Below are 20,981 nucleotides of genomic sequence, written 5' to 3'. Positions count from 1 at the left end.
ATCCCTTTCGGGTCGCGCCCCACCAACCGAACACGGTTGTTGCGGTGCAACATTCCCTGCACTCTCAATCACTCTTGCGCGATTTTCAATCACGGAATGGTGATCGGCTCATTTTTTTGAGTGATCAGGCGTCGCCGACCCCCGTGATCGCCGGTTTCAGCGCGCGGCGAATCAGCCACGCCGCCACCCCGACCCAGCCCACGAGCACGATGGCGAACGCGCGCTCCCAATAGCCGACATTGAAATCGTTGACGGCCCCCGGAAACACCAGGTGCTTGGTCAGGACGGTAAGCGCCGCCATGGCGACGAATGCCGCGAACAGGAAGCGTTTCAGACGAGGCAGGCCGGCTGTTTCTCGCAGGGCGAACAACAGACATGCCGGAGCGAGCTGGATCCCCAGGCCCAGATTGATGGCGAGGTGACGCGGGTCGGGCCAGGCGTAGAGGCTCGACAGAACAAGGCCGACCCCCGCCAGGGCGAACAGGGCGCAGATCAGAACGGCCGACACCGGTGCCCGGGCCAGGATGGCGACGGCCAGGCCAAACCCTATGCCCGCGAAACCTGTCATGACGCCGGCGATCAGCACCCCGGCATTGAAGATCAGGGGATAGGCCGCCGTCGCACCGCCCAGTTCGCTCAGGTACTGGCGCGCATGGTCGAAGCCGGCATAGCAGGTCGCCGCGATCAGCACCGCGGCCAGCGCCACGACCGGCGCGGCGACGCCGACGGCGAGTAGGGCGCGCGCCGCGGCCCTGTGATCGACGACAGGCAGCCTCATGCGGACTCGTCGGGTCGACCCACGGGCCCCGCACCCGCGCTCGGGTGCGTCACGGCCCTGGGCTTCAGGCCCCAGATCGGCCGGATGGGCGGGATACGCCGCACGACCTCATAGACCAGCAGGCTCCCCCCCACCGTGACGATGACCAGCGACGTGGCCTCCAGACCGGCCGGCAGATTGGCTGGACGGATGATCCAGACAGCGGCGACCAGGATGGTCTGATGCGCGAGGTAGCAGGTGAAGACCGCGTCGGTCAGATACCGCAGCAGACGACTTTCCGTCCGCCGCAGATAGAGGCTGCCGAATCCCAGAATGGATGAAATCACCACCCACTGATCGACGGCAAAGACCAGACGTCGCGGGATCCCCAGGAAGGCCCCTCCTCCTGGATGCACGGTTTGCAGCATCATGATCGGCAGGGCGACGGCAGCCAGCGCCAGACCGACCCATCGATACCGCTCCAGATCCCGCCACACCGTCTCCTGGCGCACGATCAGGAAGCCGAACAGGAAGGCCCCCAGCGACAGGGCGTGATTGTACCAGTCGTTGATCACGACGTTGGTGACGCTGAAGAACGGCAGCAGAACGAGGCGGATCACGACGAGGTAGAGCATCGGCACGGCGATGACGCGCCAGCCACCCAGCAGGTCGGTCAGACCCTTCTCCATCGCCGCCAGCAGTCGGGGCCGAATCAGCAGCAGCGCCACGACCGCGCTGTAGACCGCGATATAGACGATGAACCACAGGTGGTTCACCGGCACGCCGTCAGCGAGGCCAGTGGGGCTGAACTCGTGCCACCACCAGTTGGCCAGTCCACCCGACCAACCGCCCTTGTCCATGGCCTCGATCCACGACTGGATGGGCACCAGCACCAGGGTGCCGAACAGCAGGGGCGGGATCAGGCGTTCGGCCCTGGCCCGCGCCACCTGCCCCGCGGTTCTGCGCGCCGTCATGAAACGAAGCGCCGCCCCGGAGACGAGGAACAGCAGGGTCAGTCGCCACGGATTGGTGACCAGCACCCCCTCGCGCATCCACTCGAACGTATGGCGGCTGTGGACGTGCCAGTCATACGGCGCATAGACCAGGCCGACGTGATACAGGATCAGCAGCCCGAAAGCGGCCACCCGGATCCAGTCCAGATCGAGGCGACGGAGGGGAGCGACGGCGGGGATCACCTGGCGTCTATGATCGACCGACCCCGGCCTGTCCACGCCGCCGCTTGGCCAGGCTGTCCGGCGCGGTCAGCGGACCACGACGCGATAGGTCTCGGTCTGGGCCGGCGGCACGTCGCGCTCCCATGCGCGGCGATAGGTGAAGATCAGGGTCACCGCGCCGGGCCGCGCCGCCACGAACCGCCAGTGCGTGGTCCCACCGACGCCGACCATGCCGGGGGCGTGCGGCTCCACGACCTCGTCTCCGAACGGCGAGCCCGGCGTCAGGACGCCGCCCTGGAGTTCGGATACCTGCCACTGGTATCCCGTCGTGCTGTTGCTGTTGAGCGCCACGGCCATGGTCTGACCGACGCGGAGTTGGGTCTGTCCTTCCTTCACGCCTTCGACGACGCCCGTTGAGGAGACCGTGCCGACACCCTCTTGCGGCCACCCCTCAGCCGCGCTGCAACCGGCCAGCAGCAGCAAGGCGACGAAAGAAGCGGCGATGATGTTCATGGCGAATCCCCGTTGGGCGAACAGCCCTTGGGTTCTCAGCCTATCCGCTGAACGCCGGGTTCGGCGACCATCTTTTCCTGATCGACGACTGGTCCTGAAACACCGTCAAGCTTAAGGCCATGTCCATGCCGAATCGTCCAGCCATTCTGATCATGCAGCCCGCCCTGGGCCTGCTCACACCGTTCCTGGAAACCGCCTACCGCGTCTTTCGCCTCTGGGAGGGACCGCCATTGGAGGCCCAGGCTGAAATCCAGGCGGTCGTCGTGATCGGGGAGGCACCGCTGGACACGGTCGTGCTGGAGCATCTGCCGAATCTGAAACTGATCGCCTGTTTCACCTCCGGATACGACGGCGTCGATCTGGCGTGGTGTGCCGCGCGGGGTTTGCCGGTGACCCATGCCCCCGCCGTCAACCACGAGGACGTGGCCGATCACGCTCTGGGTCTGATCCTCGCGGCCCGCCGCCAGATCGTCGCCGGTGACCGGACACTGAAAGCCGGCGAATGGCGCATGGAGAGCCGTCTGATGACACCCTCCATGAGGGGCCAGCGGGTCGGGATCGTCGGCCTGGGCCTGATCGGCGAAGCGGTCGCGCGACGTGTGGAGGTCATGGGCTGCCGGGTGACCTGGTGGGGGCCGCGCGACAAGCCCTCGTCGTGGCCTCGCGCCGCCACACTGCTGGACCTCGCCCGGGACAGCGATGTCCTGGTGGTCGCCTGTCGGGCCGACGAGACGAACCGCGGTCTGATCTCGGCCGAGGTGCTCGCGGCGCTCGGCCCCGGCGGTCTGCTGGTCAACGTCGCGCGGGGCCAGATCGTCGATGAAGACGCGTTGATCAGCGCGCTGCGGTCCGGCGCCCTGGGCCAGGCGGCGCTGGACGTGTTCGAGGTAGAGCCCACCGAGGCCGCACGCTGGGCCGATGTACCCAATACGGTGCTGACGCCTCACATCGCCGGTGCCACGACGGAGGCGGTCCAGGGGATGCTGAGTCTGCTGATGCGCAATCTCGCCGCAGCGGTCGCGCATGAGCCATTGGTCACTCCGGTTGTGAGGGTGATCTGACACCTGTTGCGAAGGGCCGCTCGCGCGTCAGAATAAGGCAAGGCTTGATTGGGATTTGCACGTGAGCGACGTCACCGACGATATCATCCGCCGAACGGAGCGCGACGACAGCCCGGCGGGTGGTCTGACGCTGGAATGCTTCCCGATGCGCCGCGAGCCACCTCGCCTGGTCCCCGGCCGTCCCGAGCGCGACTGGATGGACGATTTCGCCGGGCGCCATCCCTATCGTTGCCTGCCCCTGACGATGGCCAACACCACGGGCTGGGAACTGCTGTGTCCGTTCGGGTTCGAAGCGGAGTGGGACGGTCGCATGGGGGCCGATTCGATCGCCATCCGGCCTGACGCGGGGGCGGAGCAGGTCGATCATTTCGTCGCCTCGCACTTCACCGAGGGCGTCCTGACCTTCCATACGGGCTGGCTGTTTCGAACGCCCCCGGGATGGGCGCTGCGGGCCTCGGGCGTGCCGAACCGGTTCAAGCACGGCATCCAGGGCCTGGAGGGTCTCACCGAGACGGACTGGCTGCCCTATCCCTTCACCATGAACTGGCGATTCACCGCGCCCGGCGTGGTGCGATTCGAGAAGGACGAGCCTTTCTGCTTCCTGCAGCCGGTCGAGCATCGCCGGATCGAAGCCTTCCGCCCGGTTCGGGCCACGATGGATCCAGATGGCGATCTGGCCCTTCAGTACCGCAAGTGGACGGAGGTCCGCACGGACTTCAACACGCGGATGGCAAACGGCGACCCGGAGACGATCAAACAGGCCTGGCAGCGGTTTTATTTCCGCGGCGAGTTCCCGGATCGTATCGCCCAGGCTCCGGCCGAGCACGTGAACAAGCGTCGCCTGGCTCCCCTGCCCGATACGCCGCCGCCCGAACCTGCACCGCCGCCAAAGGCCCATGTTGGCTTCAGGACCTGGTCCGCCATTCCCAAAGCCTGACGGGCGCGCGGATTTCCCGCTTCCAATCATATAAGGATATCCTTATATGATTTCACATGTCCCTGACGGCCGAACAGACGATCGAAGCGCTGCGAGCCGCCGGCGAACCGACCCGGCTGCGCATCCTGTCGTTGCTGGCGGGTGAGGAGCTGTCCGTGATGGAGCTGAGCCGAGTGCTGGACCAGAGCCAGCCCCGTGTCTCTCGCCACCTGAAGCTGATGACCGACGCGGGGCTGATCGAGCGTTTCCCCGACGGTGCGCGCGTCTTCTATCGCGTGTCGCACGACGTCGATGCGCGCCGCCTGACCGACACCGTTCTGGACTTGCTGGATGATGCCGAGGGCGAGGCCGACCATGCCCGCCTGAACGCCGTTCGCGACGAACGCGCCACCGCCGCCGCCGCCTATTTCGAGACCGTGGCCCCCAGCTGGGATCGCATCCGATCGCTGTATGTGTCCGAATCCGCGGTCGAAAGCGCCATCGCCCGTGCCGCCGGACCGGGGCCGTTCGACCGTGTCGTCGATCTGGGCACCGGGTCGGGCCGGATGCTCACGCTTCTGGGCTCCAGGGCTCGGACGTCGATCGGGCTGGATCTGAGCCAGAACATGCTCAACATCGCCCGCGCCAATGTGGCGAAGGCGGGACTGGACAAGGTCGAGCTGCGCCACGGCGACATCTTCGCCACCCGCCTGCCCGGCCAGTCGGCTGACCTCGTGCTGGTGCATCAGGTGCTGCACTATCTGGTCGATCCTGCCGCCGCCGTGGCCGAGGCGGGCCGTCTGGTCTCGCCGGGCGGCAAGCTGCTGATCGTCGATTTCGCCCCTCACGACCTGGAGCAGATGCGCGAGGAGCATCAGCATCGCCGTCTGGGGTTCGCCGACGAAGAGATCGGCCGCTGGCTGGCCGAGGCTGGGCTGGATGCCTCCGCCTCCATCGCTCTGCCGCCTGATACGGCGGGGCTGACCGTCACCATCTGGACCGCGACCCGTCCGGCCGTTGCCCAAAGGAGCGTTGCCTGATGGCCGCCACCGCCACATCGCTCGCGGACGCCCGCGCCCTGCTGCTGTCGCCGCTGGGCCCCGTGGCGCGCGCCGGGAACAACGGCAATCCGGTCGGAGTCTCGTTCGAGTTCTTCCCGCCCAAGTCCGACGATGCCGAAGCCAATCTGTGGAAGGCCGTGCGCCGGCTGGAGCCGCTGAATCCGGAGTTCGTGTCGGTGACCTATGGGGCCGGCGGATCGACGCGCGAGCGCACGCATCGCACCGTTCAGCGCATGCTGGCCGAGACGACGCTGAAGCCTGCCGCCCACCTGACCTGCGTCGAGGCCAGCCGCGACGAGGTCGATCAGGTCATCGAGGACTACAAGGCCATCGGCGTCGATCACATCGTGGCCCTGCGCGGTGATCCGCCCGGCTCCGCCGTCAGCGGCGGTTCCGGCATCGGCGGTGCCTATCAACCGCGCGCCGACGGATACGCCAACGCCACCGAGCTGGCCCGCGCCATCCAGCGCGTCGGCGGCTTTCAGACCTCCGTCGGCGTCTATCCCGAAAAGCATCCCGAGAGCCCCTCGATCGAGCACGACATCGACGTGCTGAAGGCCAAGATCGACGCCGGGGCCACCCGCGCGCTCAGCCAGTTCTTCTTCGACATCGACGCCTTCCTGCGGTTCCGCGACCGCATCCGGGCGGCGGGCATCACTATCCCGCTGATCCCCGGGATCATGCCGGTGTCGAACTTCGCCGGGCTGCAACGGATGAGCGCGTCGTGTGGTGCCGCCATCCCCGCCTGGCTCGCCGCCCACTTCGAGGGCCTGGACGACGATCCGGAGACCCGCAAGCTGCTGGCCGCCTCCGTCGCCGCCGAGACCTGCGCGCGATTGCAGGAGGAAGGCTTCGCCGACTTCCACTTCTACACCCTGAACCGTGCCGACCTGGTCTATGCGATCTGCCGCGTCCTGGGCGTTCGCGAACAGAAGGCCGCCGCATGACCCGCCCCCCTTCGACCCGCGCCGAACGCATCGCCGCCCTGCATCAGGCAGCGAAAGAGCGCATCCTCGTCCTCGACGGATCGTGGGGCGTGATGATCCAGCGGCGAGAATTGTCGGAAGAGGATTTCCGCGGCGACCGCTTCACGGCGCACGATGGGCAGATGAAGGGCAACAACGACATCCTGTGCATCACCCGCCCGGACGTCATCGCCGACCTGCACGACCAGTATTTCGCCGCCGGGGCCGACATCTCGGAGACCAACACCTTCTCGGCCACCGTCATCGCCCAGGACGACTACAAGCTGGAGGCCGATGCCGTCTGGGACATCAATCTGGAAGGCGCGAAACTGGCACGCGCCTCGGCCGACCGCTGGACCGAGAAGGAACCGCACAAGCCGCGCTTCGCCGCCGGCTCGATCGGCCCGCTGAACAAGATGCTGTCGATGTCGTCGGACGTGAACGATCCGGGCGCGCGGCTGGTGACCTTCGACCAGGTCTATGACGCCTATCGCCATCAGGTGAAGGCGCTGAACGAGGGCGGCGTCGACCTGTATCTGATCGAGACCATCACCGACACGCTGAACTGCAAGGCCGCGATCAAGGCCATCAAGGACCTGGAAGACGAGGGCATGGAGGCCCTGCCCATCTGGATCAGCGGCACGATCACCGACCGTTCGGGCCGCACCCTGTCGGGCCAGACGGCCGAGGCCTTCTGGAACAGCGTACGCCACGCCAAACCTTTCGCCGTCGGCTTCAACTGCGCCCTGGGCGCCGACCTGATGCGGCCCTTCATCGCCGAACTGAGCCGCGTCGCCGACACCCTGGTCGCCGCCTATCCCAACGCCGGCCTGCCCAACGCCATGGGCCAGTATGACGAGGAACCGCACCAGACCGCCCACTTCATCGAGGAATGGGCCGCGTCGGGGCTGGTGAACATCGTCGGCGGCTGCTGTGGCACGACGCCGGAACACATCCGTCATACGGCGGAGGCGGTGTCCAAACTGCCGACGCGGGAAATCCCGGAGCGGCCGGTGGCGATGCGGCTGTCGGGACTGGAACCGTTCGAGCTGGTGGCATGATGCTTTCTACCCTCCGCTCATCCCGGCGAAAGCCGGGACCCAGGTCTTTGGGCGAAGATCACCACCCAAGGCGCACCACCATCAATCCCAAGCACCGTGCCTCACGAAAGCACTGGATCCCGGCTTTCGCCGGGATGAGCGGAGTCAGTTTGTGAGACCCACCTTCATCAACGTCGGCGAACGCACCAACGTCACCGGCTCGGCCAAGTTCAAGAAGCTGATCATCGACGGCGACTACACCGCCGCCCTGACCGTCGCGCGCCAGCAGGTCGAGGCGGGCGCGTCGATCATCGACATCAACATGGACGAGGGCCTGCTGGATTCGAAGCAGGCCATGGTCACCTTCCTCAACCTGATCGCGGCCGAGCCCGACATCGCCCGCGTGCCGGTGATGATCGACAGCTCCAAATGGGAGGTCATCGAGGCGGGCCTGAAGTGCGTCCAAGGCAAGCCGATCGTCAACTCGATCTCGATGAAGGCCGGCGAGGCCGAGTTCCGCGAACAGGCGGTCAAATGCCTGCGCTACGGTGCCGCCGTCGTCGTCATGGCCTTCGACGAGGTGGGCCAGGCCGACACCGCCGCGCGCAAGATCGAGATCTGTACCCGCGCCTATCGCATCCTGGTCGACGAGGTCGGCTTCCCGCCCGAGGACATCATCTTCGACCCCAACATCTTCGCCGTGGCGACGGGGATCGAGGAACACGACAACTATGCCGTCGACTTCATCGAGGCGACGCGGGTCATCAAACAGACCCTGCCCTATGCCCGGATTTCGGGCGGCGTTTCGAACGTGTCATTCAGCTTCCGGGGCAACGAGCCGGTGCGCCGGGCGATCCACAGCGTCTTCCTGTATCACGCGATCCAGGCGGGCATGGACATGGGCATCGTCAACGCCGGCGACCTGCCGGTCTATGATACGCTGGACCCGACGCTGAGGGAGGCCGTCGAGGACGTGATCCTGAACAGGCCGCAGCGGACCAACGTCTCCAACACCGAACGGCTGGTGGACATCGCCCCCAACTACAAGGGCGACAAGGGCGTGGCGCGGGTCGTGGACCTGAAATGGCGCGACCAGCCGGTCGGCAAGCGGATCGAACACGCCCTGGTCAACGGCATCACCGAATACATCGACGCCGATACGGAAGAGGCCCGACTGTCGTTCGACCGGCCGCTGCACGTTATCGAAGGTCCGCTGATGGACGGGATGAACGTGGTCGGTGACCTGTTCGGATCGGGCAAGATGTTCCTGCCGCAGGTGGTGAAGTCGGCGCGCGTGATGAAACAGGCCGTGGCCTGGCTGGAGCCCTTCATGGAGGCCGAAAAGGCCGGCAAGCCGCGCGAACAGGCTGGCCGCATCCTGATGGCGACCGTGAAAGGCGACGTCCATGACATCGGCAAGAACATCGTCGGCGTCGTGCTGCAATGTAACAACTACGAGGTCATCGACCTGGGCGTCATGGTGCCCGCCGACCGCATCCTGGACGCAGCCGTCGAGCACAAGGTGGACATCGTCGGCCTGTCGGGCCTGATCACCCCGTCGCTGGACGAGATGGTCTTCGTCGCGCGCGAGATGCAGCGGCGGGGCTTCAATATCCCCCTGCTGATCGGCGGGGCGACCACCAGCCGGACGCATACGGCCGTCAAGATCGAGCCCGGTTATTCGGCCGGTTCGACCACCTATGTCGTCGATGCCAGCCGGGCCGTCGGCGTGGTTTCGGGCCTGCTGTCCAAGACCGAGCGGGCCAGGAACGAGGCGGCCACCCGCGACGAATACATCCGCATTCGCGAGCAGTATGCCCGGGGCCAGGAGGTCAAGGCGCGCGCCACCCTGCCCCAGGCGCGCGAGAACCGCTTCCGCCTGGATACTGCCCAGCCGATGCCCGGAAAGCCGTCCTTCATCGGCGTTCGTGCGTTTGAAAGCTGGGACCTGCAGGACCTGGCCGACCACATCGACTGGACGCCTTTCTTCGCCAGCTGGGAGCTGATCGGCCGCTATCCGCTGATCCTGGAAGATGACATCGTCGGCCAGGCGGCCAAGGACCTGTTCGCGGACGCGCAGGTCATGCTGAAGCAGATCGTCGAGGAGAAGTGGTTCACCGCCAAGGGCGTCGTCGGCTTCTGGCCCGCCAATGCCATCGGGGACGACGTGGCCGTCTTTGCCGACGAGACCCGTTCCGAAGAGATCGCCCGTTTCCACACCCTGCGCCAGCAGATCAGGAAGTCAAACGGCAAGCCGAACCTGGCTCTGTCCGACTTCGTGGCCGAGGACGGTCAGGACTACATCGGGGCCTTCGCCGTCACGACCGGCCATGGCGAGCTGGAAGCGTCGAAGCGGTTCAAGGACGCCGGCGACGACTATTCGGCCATCATGGCCGCGGCCCTGGCCGACCGCCTGGCCGAGGCCTTCGCCGAACGGCTGCACAAGGAGGTCCGGACCCAGCTGTGGGGCTATGCGCCGGACGAGGCCACCGACATCGACGATCTGATCGCCGAACAGTATCAGGGCATCCGCCCCGCCCCCGGCTATCCGGCCCAGCCCGACCATACCGAAAAGGCCACGCTTTTCCGACTGCTGCAGGCGGAAACGAATGCGGGCATGGCGCTGACCGAGAGCTTCGCCATGACCCCGCCCGCCTCGGTCTCCGGCCTGTATTTCGGCCATCCGGGCAGCCACTATTTCGGCGTCGGCAAGATCGACCGCGACCAGATCGAGGACTATGCCGCGCGCAAGGGCTGGGACGTCGAGACCGCCGAGCGCTGGCTGTCGCCGATCCTCAACTACGAACCAGGCGCGGTCGAGCGGGTCGAGGCGGCCTAGTTCGCCTTGGGCTGGCCGGTCTCGTCAAGGCCGGCTTCGTCCAGCGTCTCGGGCGGCGTCGTGATGTTCTCGCGCACCCGACGCGCGGCATGCTCGCAACGCCCCGGCAGACCGAAGAACAGCCCGAAGGCCTCGCTGCGGGCGCGTTCGTCGGTTTGGGCCATCAGCGGCGTCCATTTGGCGGCGGCCTCGGCACCGGCGGCCTCGGCGGCGGCGCGCGTGGCCGGCGTCTGCCTTGCCGCGCCGACCCGCAGCGCCTCACGGAAATCCGTGGCCTCCAGGCCGCCCAGCCGCATGATCTCGCGATCGAGATCGTCGGCCGCCGTCAGGGTCTGACCGAGGGCGATGTGCCCTTCGACCAGTGATGCGCACCAGGCCACGAGCGGATAGTCCTCGGTCGGAGCCCCGCGCGGCAGTGGCGTCGCATAGGCGATGGCCTCACGCGCATTGCGCGCCTCGACCGATTCCGTTTCCGACCGCGCCGTCACGACCGGGCCGTCCTGCGACTGGGCTGAAGCGGAGCCGGTCGCTCCGGCGAGGGTAAGCACGGCAAGAGCGGCGGCAAGGCGAAGGCGCATTGAGAGATCGTCCGAAGTTGTCCTGTCCCGTCGCCTGAAGGCAAGGGATGGTTTTTATGCGGCAGGGCGGACACGAAACCAATCCTGGTCGAACGCTTCAGCCCATCGGTGCGCCAGAATCAGAAATGCCGGCGCTTTCGCACCGGCATTTCCAGATCGACGATCGTTCCGAAGTTAGAACGAGTAGCGGACGCCCAGGTAGGCGCGCTGCGGGCGCACAAACTTGTTGGCTTCCTGGTAGGCATAGATGCCGTCGCCGGCCAGCAGTTTCGTGACGTCGGTCGCGGCCTGGTTGTTCAGGACGTTGAAGATGTCCAGGAAGAACTCGGCTTCACCGATCGGCAGGTCGGCCACATATTTGAAGCGCATGTCGAGGGTGTAGTACGACGGCGTCGACTCGCTGCCGATCAGGCCCGGCTTCAGGTAGGCGTCGGTGACGCCGCCGAAGGTGTAGGGCGTGTCGCTCGGCGCGAAGAAGCGTCCACCGACCAGAGCGGCAGGCGTGTAGAGCGCGCCGCTGTTCCAGTTGAACACACCGCTGATCTGCAGACCGAAGTCGAAGTCATACGAACCATAGGCCTTGAACTGGTCCCGGATGTTGCCGGGCTGCGGTCCGCTGGTGTTCGGCGCGCGCGGGTCGAGGAAGATCAGGTCGCCCTGGTAGTCCGCGTTGCCGTCCGAGTTCGTGTTCCCGTTGGCCGAGTTGTAGGTGTACGACATCTGGCCCTGCCAGTTGTCGGTCTTGAACTTGGTCAGGGTGATTTCGAACCCGGTGTAGTCACGCTTGCCACCGGCCAGGGTGCCGAGGACGTAGTTGGCGTTCGGCTTCGACGAATAGCCGAAGTACGAATACGGCAGGTAGAACAGCGATCCGGGGAAGGCAGCGCCGGCGGTGCCGCAGGTCGCCTGCGTGCAGGTCGGGTCCGAATACAGCGCCAGATCGTAGTCTTCGAAGATGTCACGCGTCCGGCGATGAGTGATCGAGGCCGACAGGCCGACGCTGTCGCCCAGGGTCGTCGATCCACCGATCACGAACTCGTCCGTGTAGGGGGTCTTGGTCGTGGGCGAGAACACCGAGTCCGGCACGACCGCGCCGCCGCGGGTGCGGAACGTCAGCCACTGGTTGCCGATGTAGATCTGCTCGGCGGTCACCGGGCCGGACAGGTTGCCGGCGAAGTCGGTGATGTTGGTGCGGATCGGGTCGTAGTAGCGACCGGCGAAGCCGAACACCTTGCTACGGCCGTCGCCGAAGACGTCATAGACGGTGCTCAGACGGGGCGCGATGTCCCAGTCGAAGGTGAACAGTTCCTGGCCACCCGAACCGATCTGCGTCCACTTCTCGGCGCGGGCGCCGGCGTTGATCGTCAGCTGGTTCCAGGTCCAGGTGTCCTGCAGATAGACGGCCTGACCTTCGGACTTGACCGAATAGGGCGCATCGACGGTCCGCACGGCGCGATAGGCGTTGACGTTGCCATAGGGGTTGGCGGCCGTGCTGGTGAACGAATATGCGTCCACTTCGGACGCTTCGACGGTGCCGTTCAGGTTGGTGTCGAGCACGGCCTTGGCGGCGGCGTTACCGTTGGCGGCCGTGACGATGAAGCCGCGCGCGCCGCTGTCGAACGGACGCGTGGTCCAGCCCGCGCTCGCGGTGGTGAAGTCCGCGTAGGTACGGCCCGCGAACGGCAGGGCGATCGACGTATAGGTCGCGCCGCCAGGAACGGTGTTGTTGCGCTCCAGCACGTTGTCGGTGTTGGTGTAACCCGCCTTGAAGGTGTGCGAACCCCAGCTCGTGTCCAGGTAATATTCCAGAGCGAAGCCGAACTCTTCGCGATCGCGGTGCGATTCGCTGTTCGAGCCGGCGCCACCGAGGTTGCGTTGTTCGATGGTGGCCGCGCCGCGGTAGGAGACGGTGTCGCGAACCGACTGGTCAGCCGCGACCGAAGTCACCTCACGCTCGTGGCGGGTGTAGAAGGCGCTGAAGATCAGGTCGTTCCAGGTGCGGGTATAGTCGACCTTGTAGTTGTCGCCACCCGACACGGACGCCGCATCCCGGTTGTTCAGGACCAGCGGATCGCGCGATCCCGTCGTTTCGCGGGGATCGTTGAAATAGCTGGCCGTCAGGCGATCGTCATTGGTGATCTGCCACGTCAGCTTGGCGAAGCCATACTCGGTGTCTTCGTTCACCGTCCGGCGAACGGCACCCGTGGTCGGGTTCAGAACTTCGTCTTCCTGGTTCTTCTTCTGATAGGAGCCGAAGATCCACAGACGGTCGCGCAGGATCGGTCCACCCAGGGTGAAGGCGGTGTCGTAGGTCGAGAAGCCGCCCGAAGTGGCATGCTCGTCGGTCGCCACCAGGGAGTCGTTCTGGAAGTAGTAGTTCAGCGAGCCGTGCCAGTCGTTGCTGCCCGACTTGGTGATGACGCGCGAGACCAGGCCGTTACCACCCGCGTATTCCGCCGGAATGGCCGAAACCAGGATCTGTTGTTCCTGGATGATTTCGGAGTTGAAGTTCGCGCCGGCCAGACCCGAGTTGGAGTCGGTCACATCGACGCCGTCCAGATAGTAGACGTTGTCGGTCGACTGGCCGATCGAACCGCCGATGTCGGAGTAGTTGACGCCCGAACGCGACGACGGGTTGCCGGTGTCCGAGGGCTTCACGCCGGGAACCAGCTGCAGGTAGCTCTGGTAATCGCGGCCGGTCGGCAGGGCTTCGGTGATGCCCAGCGTCAGGGTGGTGGAGATGGTGGCCGACGTCACGTCCACGGCGGCCAGCGAGGTGCCGGTCACGACGATGTCGTCGACGTTCGACGCGTTCGACGAGTCGCCGGTCAGAACGTAGCCGAGGCTGAGGTCGCGGCCGGTGACGACGGCGACGTTGCCGACGCTGAAGGACTGATAGCCCGCGGCGGACACGTCGATGGTGTAGTTGGTGGCGGGATCGAGGCCGGCCAGGCGGACGCTACCCGAAGCGTCGGTGACGCCCGTGCGAGAGACCAGGCTGCTCGGCGAACTGACGGAAACCGTGGCACCCGCCAGCGGCGCGCCGCCTTCACCGGAAACCTGGACGCGCAGCGAACCCGTCTGGGTCTGCGCCAATGCATTGGTCGGGGCCACGAGTGCGATCACCGGAACGGCGGTCAGCGCCAGCAGGGCAGCGCTTCCGATCATCGAGGTGTTCAGCAGGCGCTGGCGGATTGTCTTGAGCTTCAAGATCGTTCTCCTGAGGTGATGGCCCAGCCCTCCGCCGCGCCACCTTGTTGTCATCTCGCGTCGGTTTCGGCGCGGATTGCCCTATGGATAGGCCCGACGAACTTATGTGCGCCACAGCAATTACACCGAGGTAATGATGTCGCCGCAGGAGTGTCGCATTCAGGTCACGTTTGTGAAATGAGTGTTACATCTGGCTGACACGAGGATTCTGGATGTCCACAACCGCCAAACAGCTGTCTCCGAACGTCTGGGTCGCCCCCCAGATCGCCATCACCGATCTGCCCGCACTCGCCGCCGAGGGCGTCACCCGGATCGTCAGTCATCGACCGGACGGGGAAGATCCGGGCCAGCCCTCGGCATCGGAAATGGCCATGGCCGCGGAGGCGTCCGGACTAGCCTTTATCCACGCGCCCGTCAGCGGAATGCCCGGAGCGGGTGCCGTCGAGGCGACCGCCGAGGCCCTGCGGGACGGTGCACCCGTCCTGATGTTCTGCCGGTCCGGCACGCGGTCCACCATCGCCTGGGCCCTGGCGATGCGATCGCTGGACCGGGCGGACGCTCACAGCCTGCGAGCGGATGCGGCCGCAGCGGGCTATGATATCAGCCGATTGCCGCTCTAGCGGCTGACGGCGACACGGGCGGCGTAGGGAATCGGTTCGGGATCGCCGCACGACGCCAGCACGAGCTGCGCCGCCATCAGGCACAGCATGGCCGCCGCGATGGGCTGGAGCCGATTTGAGACAGTCAGTGCGATCGATCGGGCCAAGACAGGCGCTCCAGAACGGGTTTACGTTCTGTTAAGGCAAGGGTCGGGCCGTCCTTTCCGTACCGTTTCGGGACCAGAGTCATGACCGCGCTACAGGCCATCCCCTTCGTCCGCGCCTTCGATTTCCAGTATGGCCGGGCAGACCAGGTCTCGCCCCTGATCCAGCGCGTGATCTGCAACAATCCCGGCCCGTTCACCTTCACCGGCACGGGGACCTACATCGTGGGGCACTCCCGGCCGGGGTCGTCGGTCGCCGTGATCGACCCGGGTCCGCTGGACGATGCGCATCTGCAGGACCTTCTGAGTGCGGTCGAGGGCAGGACGGTCAGCCACGTCCTGGTGACCCATACCCACCGCGATCACTCTCCCCTCGCCCGCCCGTTCGCCGAGCGCGTCGCGTCACCGATCCTGGCCGCTCGCCCGCCCGCGCAGGACACCCATGCATCCGGACCGCTGGACGAGGAGGAGGACGCGACCTTCATCCCCGACACGGTTCTGGCGGGGGGCGAAACGATCGCCGGCGAGGGCTGGACGATGCAGGCGCTGTTCACGCCGGGTCACGCTTCCAACCACATGGCCTTCGTGCTGCAGGACGAGAATGCCCTGTTCTGCGGCGATCACGTGATGGGCTGGTCCACCACCGTCGTCGCCCCGCCGGATGGAAACATGAGCGACTACATGCGCAGCCTGGACCGGGTGATCGCGGCCGATTTCTCGACCCTGTGGCCGACGCACGGGGCTCCGGTGACCGAGCCTGCGCCCTTCCTCGCCGCCTATCGCCGGCATCGGCTGGACCGCGAGGCGCAGATCCTGGCGCGCGTCGTCGCGGGGGACCGTACCATCGCGACGATCGTGCCGATCCTCTACGCCGCCGTCGATCAGCGGTTGTGGCCCGCCGCCGGTCTGTCGGTATGGGCCCATCTGATCAAGCTGGTGGAGGACGGGCGCGTGGTGGTCGATGGCGGCGATCCCGCCTTGTCGGCGTCCTACCGACCGGCCTGAAGCGCGGCGATCAGCTTGCCGGCCAGACGGCAGGTCTCGCCCCCGTCGGCGCGGTCGTAGCGCGCGACGACCCGCACGTCGGTCCGGCCGGGCCGAATGCGGATCACAGCCTCATGCCTCAGGGCAAAGAAGGTCCCGGTCCGCTCGCCCCGGACCTGGAACAGACTGGCGTCGGTGATGCGGAACCCCGCCTGCTGCATGGCCCATCCCGCGGCCCCTTCAGCGGACTGGGTCGCTGGCGCGGACACGCCCGGACACGCGACGCTGGCACTGCCCGCATTGGCGATGGCTGGCGGGTCAGCGGGATCGGTCGTGACGTCCCCGGGACCGGCCACCGCCATGACTTGCGCGCGCCACAGGAACGCCCCCGCGATTGCGACAGCGGCGACGAGCGTCACCGAGGCGATCAGGCCCAGCCGCGCGAAATTCCTGAGCGCGCCGATCAGGGCGAACACCGCAACGGCGACCGCCACCAGGCTCAAGACCAGCGCCACCTTGAGCGTCAGGAGCTCCAGCCCGGTCTCGCGCGAGACCACCCCCGCATTGACCAGCAGAACGGCCACGAAGGCCAGCAGGGGCCCGGCCACCGTCGCGACGACCGCCGCTCGGACGGCCGTCGCGCCGCTGCTGGCCTTGCGTCCCGCCACGGCGTCAGACCCGTGCCGGCTCGACCGAGGTCGGCAGGCGATAGTCCTTCAGCTGTTCGCGCAGGGTCTTCTTGTCGATCTTGCCGGTCGCGCCCAGCGGGATGTCGTCCACGAAGACGACGTCGTCGGGCATCCACCATTTGGCGATCTTGCCGACCAGAAAATCCAGGTGCTCCTGCTTGTCCTGGCGCTCGCCGGGCTTCAGCTTGATGATCAGAACCGGGCGCTCGTCCCATTTCGGATGGGCCGCACCGATGACGGCGGCCAGCTCGACCTTGGGGTGGCCCACGGCGATGTTCTCGATCTCGATGGAGCTGATCCATTCGCCGCCGGACTTGATCACGTCCTTGGCCCGGTCGGTGATCTGCATGAATCCGTATTCGTCGATGGTCGAAACGTCGCCGGTGTCGAAGAAGCCCTCGTGATCCAGGATGTCTCCGCCCTCGTCCCTGAAATAGGCGCGGGCGATGGTCGGGCCCTTGATCATCAGCCGCCCATAGGTGACGCCGTCATGCGGCATCTCCTGCCCGGCATAGTTCTTCAGCTTCAGCTCGACGCCCAGCGGCGGCATGCCCTGCTTGATCCGCCACTTCATGCCCTCGTCGTAAGGCAGGGCCTCCAGCTCGGGCGTCAGGATCGACATGGTGCCGATCGGCGAGGTCTCGGTCATGCCCCAGCCCTGGGCGACTTCGATGCCGAACTCGTCGTGGAAGGCGCGGATCAGGCTTTCGGGCACGGCCGAGCCACCGATCAGCACCCGCTTGACGGTCGGGATGGTCAGCTTGTTCTCGCGCAGATGGGTCAGCAGCCCCTGCCAGACGGTCGGCACGGCGGCCGAGAAGGTCACCCCTTCGGACACGATCAGCTCATAGATCGACGCCCCGTCCATCTTGGCCCCCGGCATCACCAGCTTGGCCCCGGACGCCGGTCCCGCGAAGGCGATGCCCCAGGCGTTGGCGTGGAACATCGGCACGACCGGCAGGATGACTTCCTTGGGCGACGGTCCCAGCACCGTGGACTGCATGCCCAGCAGGGTGTGGATGAAGTTCGATCGGTGCGAATACAGGACCCCCTTCGGGTTCCCGGTCGTCCCCGAGGTGTAGCACAGGCCGCACGCGGTTTGTTCGTCGAAGTCGCCCCAGACGCAGTCCTCCGACACGCCGTCCAGCAGCGCCTCATAGCATTCGGCCTTGGGCAGTTTTGTCGCCGGCGTGTGGAAGGCGTCGGTCATCACCACGACCCGCTCCACGCTCGGGCAATGCGGCAGGATCGCCTCCAGCAAGGGCACGAACGTCAGGTCGACGAAGATGATCCGGTCGCCGGCATGGTTGATGATGTAGATCAGCTGTTCGGGAAACAGGCGAGGGTTCAGGGTATGGCAGACCGCGCCGATCCCCATGATGCCGTACCAGGCCTCGATGTGATTGCCGGTGTTCCAGGCCAGGGTGGCGATCCGGTCACCGACCTTGACACCCCAGTCCTTCAGGACGTTCGAGACGCGCTTGGCCCGGCCGTGGATCTGGCCATAGCTGGTCCGCACGATCGGCCCCTCGACCGAGCGGGTGACCACCTCGCGGTGACTGTGCCAATTCTTCGAATGGTCCAGGATACGATCGACCGTCAGCGGCCAGTCCTGCATCAAACCCAGCATCGCATTCCCTCATCTGCACCGGCTGTCTGCGGCGCTTGGAGGCAAGCTACGCGAGGTGACCACTGATAAGCAACGTGACGCCGGGTAAGCTGTCAGATCAGAAAACTTGAGCCCTGTGGCAAACCATGGTCTGCGCAGACACTTCACCAAGGAACACCCGGAGCCGAACCGATGACCGTCACCGCCCGCGTCGCCGTCGCCCTCGCTGCCTTGCTGGCTGCGAGCGCCTGCAATCAGGCCGAGACCCCCGCCGCCGCCGAGACCGCCGCGACCCCGGCGACCGCCCCGGCCACGGCTCCGGCCCAGACCGAAGGCGGGCTTGCCGTCGAGGGCGAGGGCCTGCGCCTGTTCTCGGCCTCCGGCAGTGCCACGCCGATCCCGTTCGGAACGCCCCAGTCAAACGTCCTGACCGCCGTCACCGCCTCGGTCGGCGGCGCGACGCCGGATGTCGCCACCAACTCGGAATGCGGCGAAGGCCCGGTGCAGTTCGCCCAGTTCTCCAATGGCCTGAAGCTGGCCTTCCAGGACGACAAGTTCGCCGGCTGGTTCCTGGACAAGGCGGGCCTCACCACCGCTGACGGCGTCGGCGTGGGCACGACCCGCGCGGCCCTGGATGATGCGCGCACGGTCGAGATCGATCCCGAGTCCACCCTGGGGGTCGAGTTCCAGGCCGGCGACCTCGGCGGCTTCCTGACGGCGGACGGTGCGGCGGGCACGGTCGAAAGCCTGTACGCCGGCACCACCTGCTTCTTCCGCTGAGCCTTGGCCGGCGGTAAGGCACCGCCATGACCATTCTGATCGCGATCACCGGCGGTTCCGGCTCGGGCAAGTCGACGCTTGCCGAAACCGTGGCCGCCGTCCTTCCTCATGGCACCGCCGTGCTGATGCGCGAGGACAGCTACTATCGCGACGCGGCTTCCCTGCCCGGTTTCGATGCCGCGACCTTCGACTTCGACGATGTCGGCGCACGCGATCACGACCTGCTGTTTGACGACCTGTCGCGGCTGAAGGCGGGCAAGCCGGTGACCGCCCCCGTCTATTCCTTCATCCACCACGGCCGCGAACCGGACGGTGAGGTCATCCCCGCCGCCCCGGTCGTGATCGTGGAGGGCACCCACGTCCTGTGCACCCCCGCCGTCGCCGACCTGTTCGACATCCGGGTGTTCGTCGACACCCCGGCGGACATCCGCTTCATCCGTCGCCTTCTGCGCGACCAGGCCGAGCGCGGCCGAACCTCGGCGTCTGTCATCGACCAGTATCTGAAAACAGTGCGCCCCGGTCATGAGCGGCTGACCGAGCCGTCGCGCACGCGGGCCGACTTCGTCATAGCCGACGCCACGGCCGCGGTGCGTCTGGATGATCCCCAGGTCATCGTGCGCCTGGCCGCGCCGCTTCTGGCCCACCCCGCACTGGCTCCACTCCTCGCCGCGCATTCGTAACCGTGTTCGGTGGGGTTTCCCAAGCTTGGCCTTGGGGCTAAGCATTTAACGATGCACTCACACAGCAACAGGATGGCGTCGGAGGCCGACGACCCTCGCCGCCAGGCCATCATTCGCGAGGCCCGCCGCCACTTCATGGCCGACGGCTATGCCGCGACCCGGATCGAGCCGATCGCGCGAGCCGCCACTGTGTCGACGGCGACCCTGTATGCCTATTTCCCGTCAAAGCAGCATCTGTTCACCGCGGTCATCCTGGATGCCTCCAACGACTTCTCGGCCCAGATGGAACGTGTCCGCGTCGCGGACGGCACGGCCGGCGACCAGTTGATCCTGTTCGCTACGGCCTATGCCGATTTCATGGGCGATCCTTTCGTGCGTTCGGTGTTTCGTCTGGTGATGGCGGAGCGCCCTCGCTTTCGCGACGTGGCCCAGCAATTCTTCGACAAGGGGCGCAGCGATTTCGGTCGCCCCTTGATGGCCGCTCTCACTCGCCTGACCGAGCGCGGCGAACTCAAGATCGACAAGCCGTCCTGGGCCGCCGGACAGTTGATGGGCATGGTCGAGCACCCCGTGTTCTTCATGCCGCTCGTCACGGGCGACGAGGTCCAGGCCGCGCGATCCAATGCGCAGATCGCGGCCGATGCGGTGGAAACCTTTCTGGCCCGCTACGGCGCCTGACGTTCAGGGCTGAAGCCGCATCCGCGTCCAGCCCTGTCCGTCTCGCGTGAACCGCAGTCGGTCGTGCAGGCGAAACGGCCGGTCGCGCCAGAACTCCACCACATCCGGGACCACGCGCCAGCCGGTCCAGTGTTCCGGTCGGGGCACGTCAGTCCCTTCGAAACGCGCGGTCTCGCGGGCGACGGCCGCCTCCAGATCTGTCCGGTCGGAAAGACGTCGCGACTGGTCGGAGGCCCAGGCCCCGATCCGGCTTTCGCGCGCCCGGCTGGCGAAATAGGCGTCGGCCTCTTCGGCGCTCACCGGCTCGACGGCGCCGCGCACGCGCACCTGGCGCCGCAGCGACTTCCAGTGGAACAGCAGCGCCGCCCGAGGCTGTGCCTGCAGCTGAAGCCCCTTGGCGCTTTCGCGGTTGGAATAGAAGGTCAGACCCCGCGAATCGAGGTCCTTCAGCAGCACCATCCGGCTGTCGGGCGCCCCGTCCGGGTCGACCGTCGAAAGGGCCATGGCGTTGGGGTCGTTCGGCTCGTGCGTCCTGGCCTGTGCCAGCCATTCGACGATCAGCCCGATCGGTTCGGCGCGCTCGAAGATCGTCTCGTCGCCGTTGGCGGCCAGGGCGGCGGCATAGTCGCGGGCATATTCCTCGCGGGTCGGGCTGGGCGGGATCACGGCGCTGGTCATGGGCG

20 protein-coding genes are annotated in these 20,981 nt (G+C 66.5%); 11 read left to right on the top strand and 9 right to left on the bottom strand.

Features of this window, described 5'->3' with window-relative positions; genetic code table 11:
- Positions 1-124: 124 nt before the first annotated feature.
- The 3 genes from AC1DW4_RS04000 to AC1DW4_RS03990 form a co-directional block, all read right to left on the bottom strand.
- Positions 125-778: a DUF998 domain-containing protein gene (locus tag AC1DW4_RS04000; protein WP_477015935.1), complete on the bottom strand. Its 654-nt coding sequence runs from the start codon at positions 776-778 to the stop codon at positions 125-127.
- Positions 775-1,953, bottom strand: a complete 1,179-nt coding sequence (locus tag AC1DW4_RS03995; RefSeq protein WP_477015934.1) for an acyltransferase family protein — start codon at positions 1,951-1,953, stop codon at positions 775-777. The genes AC1DW4_RS04000 and AC1DW4_RS03995 overlap by 4 nt, the downstream gene beginning before the upstream one ends.
- Positions 1,954-2,019: 66 nt before the next feature.
- A complete protein-coding gene (locus tag AC1DW4_RS03990) occupies positions 2,020-2,445 on the bottom strand; it encodes a protease inhibitor I42 family protein (RefSeq protein WP_477015933.1) in 426 nt (141 codons plus the stop codon).
- Between the two features lie 125 nt (positions 2,446-2,570).
- On the opposite strand from AC1DW4_RS03990, the gene AC1DW4_RS03985 reads away from it, so the two are divergent.
- From AC1DW4_RS03985 to metH, 6 genes are all read left to right on the top strand, one after another.
- The gene (locus AC1DW4_RS03985; RefSeq protein WP_477015932.1) at positions 2,571-3,506 is read left to right on the top strand and encodes a 2-hydroxyacid dehydrogenase; all 936 of its coding nucleotides are present in this window, start codon (positions 2,571-2,573) and stop codon (positions 3,504-3,506) included.
- 124 nt (positions 3,507-3,630) lie between these two features.
- On the top strand, positions 3,631-4,443 hold the full coding sequence (locus AC1DW4_RS03980) for a DUF6065 family protein (protein ID WP_477016213.1): 813 nt from the start codon (positions 3,631-3,633) through the stop codon (positions 4,441-4,443).
- Between the two features lie 56 nt (positions 4,444-4,499).
- Positions 4,500-5,462: an ArsR/SmtB family transcription factor gene (locus tag AC1DW4_RS03975; RefSeq protein WP_477015931.1), complete on the top strand. Its 963-nt coding sequence runs from the start codon at positions 4,500-4,502 to the stop codon at positions 5,460-5,462.
- Complete coding sequence (gene metF / locus AC1DW4_RS03970; RefSeq protein ID WP_477015930.1) at positions 5,462-6,430, top strand: methylenetetrahydrofolate reductase [NAD(P)H]; 969 nt, start codon at positions 5,462-5,464, stop codon at positions 6,428-6,430. The genes AC1DW4_RS03975 and metF overlap by 1 nt, the downstream gene beginning before the upstream one ends.
- On the top strand, positions 6,427-7,509 hold the full coding sequence (locus tag AC1DW4_RS03965; protein ID WP_477015929.1) for a homocysteine S-methyltransferase family protein: 1,083 nt from the start codon (positions 6,427-6,429) through the stop codon (positions 7,507-7,509). The genes metF and AC1DW4_RS03965 overlap by 4 nt, the downstream gene beginning before the upstream one ends.
- Before the next feature lie 151 nt (positions 7,510-7,660).
- Entirely contained in the window at positions 7,661-10,327 is a 2,667-nt protein-coding gene (gene metH / locus AC1DW4_RS03960; protein ID WP_477015928.1) for a methionine synthase, read from the top strand.
- Here metH and AC1DW4_RS03955 read toward each other — a convergent pair.
- Positions 10,324-10,905 carry a hypothetical protein gene (locus tag AC1DW4_RS03955; RefSeq protein ID WP_477015927.1) on the bottom strand — a complete coding sequence of 194 codons (582 nt, stop codon included), beginning with the start codon at positions 10,903-10,905 and terminating at the stop codon, positions 10,324-10,326. The genes metH and AC1DW4_RS03955 overlap by 4 nt on opposite strands.
- Positions 10,906-11,079: 174 nt before the next feature.
- Positions 11,080-14,115, bottom strand: coding sequence for an outer membrane beta-barrel protein (locus AC1DW4_RS03950; RefSeq protein WP_477015926.1), 3,036 nt, complete (start codon positions 14,113-14,115; stop codon positions 11,080-11,082).
- A 212-nt stretch (positions 14,116-14,327) separates the two neighbouring features.
- Here AC1DW4_RS03950 and AC1DW4_RS03945 point away from each other — a divergent pair, with 212 nt between their 5' ends.
- Positions 14,328-14,735, top strand: coding sequence for a protein tyrosine phosphatase family protein (locus tag AC1DW4_RS03945; RefSeq protein ID WP_477015925.1), 408 nt, complete (start codon positions 14,328-14,330; stop codon positions 14,733-14,735).
- Here the strand turns inward: AC1DW4_RS03945 and AC1DW4_RS03940 are convergent.
- Entirely contained in the window at positions 14,732-14,881 is a 150-nt protein-coding gene (locus AC1DW4_RS03940) for a hypothetical protein (protein ID WP_477015924.1), read from the bottom strand. The two genes, AC1DW4_RS03945 and AC1DW4_RS03940, sit on opposite strands and share 4 nt — an antisense overlap.
- Before the next feature lie 81 nt (positions 14,882-14,962).
- Here AC1DW4_RS03940 and AC1DW4_RS03935 point away from each other — a divergent pair, with 81 nt between their 5' ends.
- The gene (locus AC1DW4_RS03935; RefSeq protein WP_477015923.1) at positions 14,963-15,883 is read left to right on the top strand and encodes an MBL fold metallo-hydrolase; all 921 of its coding nucleotides are present in this window, start codon (positions 14,963-14,965) and stop codon (positions 15,881-15,883) included.
- Here the strand turns inward: AC1DW4_RS03935 and AC1DW4_RS03930 are convergent.
- The gene (locus tag AC1DW4_RS03930) at positions 15,868-16,530 is read right to left on the bottom strand and encodes a DUF1499 domain-containing protein (RefSeq protein ID WP_477015922.1); all 663 of its coding nucleotides are present in this window, start codon (positions 16,528-16,530) and stop codon (positions 15,868-15,870) included. The genes AC1DW4_RS03935 and AC1DW4_RS03930 overlap by 16 nt on opposite strands.
- Before the next feature lie 4 nt (positions 16,531-16,534).
- A complete protein-coding gene (locus AC1DW4_RS03925) occupies positions 16,535-18,181 on the bottom strand; it encodes a long-chain-fatty-acid--CoA ligase (protein ID WP_477015921.1) in 1,647 nt (548 codons plus the stop codon).
- Positions 18,182-18,352: 171 nt separating this feature from the next.
- Here AC1DW4_RS03925 and AC1DW4_RS03920 point away from each other — a divergent pair, with 171 nt between their 5' ends.
- Genes AC1DW4_RS03920 through AC1DW4_RS03910 form a run of 3 tightly spaced genes read left to right on the top strand, consistent with a single transcriptional unit; the run spans position 18,353 to position 20,298 of the window.
- Positions 18,353-18,940: a hypothetical protein gene (locus tag AC1DW4_RS03920; protein WP_477015920.1), complete on the top strand. Its 588-nt coding sequence runs from the start codon at positions 18,353-18,355 to the stop codon at positions 18,938-18,940.
- 26 nt (positions 18,941-18,966) lie between these two features.
- Complete coding sequence (gene udk, locus AC1DW4_RS03915; RefSeq protein ID WP_477015919.1) at positions 18,967-19,620, top strand: uridine kinase; 654 nt, start codon at positions 18,967-18,969, stop codon at positions 19,618-19,620.
- A 51-nt stretch (positions 19,621-19,671) separates the two neighbouring features.
- Complete coding sequence (locus tag AC1DW4_RS03910; protein ID WP_477015918.1) at positions 19,672-20,298, top strand: TetR/AcrR family transcriptional regulator C-terminal domain-containing protein; 627 nt, start codon at positions 19,672-19,674, stop codon at positions 20,296-20,298.
- A gap of 3 nt (positions 20,299-20,301) precedes the next feature.
- Here AC1DW4_RS03910 and pdxH read toward each other — a convergent pair whose 3' ends face one another.
- Positions 20,302-20,976: a pyridoxamine 5'-phosphate oxidase gene (gene pdxH, locus AC1DW4_RS03905; RefSeq protein ID WP_477015917.1), complete on the bottom strand. Its 675-nt coding sequence runs from the start codon at positions 20,974-20,976 to the stop codon at positions 20,302-20,304.
- Positions 20,977-20,981 lie beyond the last annotated feature (5 nt).

Source organism: Brevundimonas sp. P2_A6 (assembly GCF_056404975.1).
Note: the sequence above shows the minus strand (reverse complement) of the source record. Positions and strands in the feature narration are given on the sequence as shown.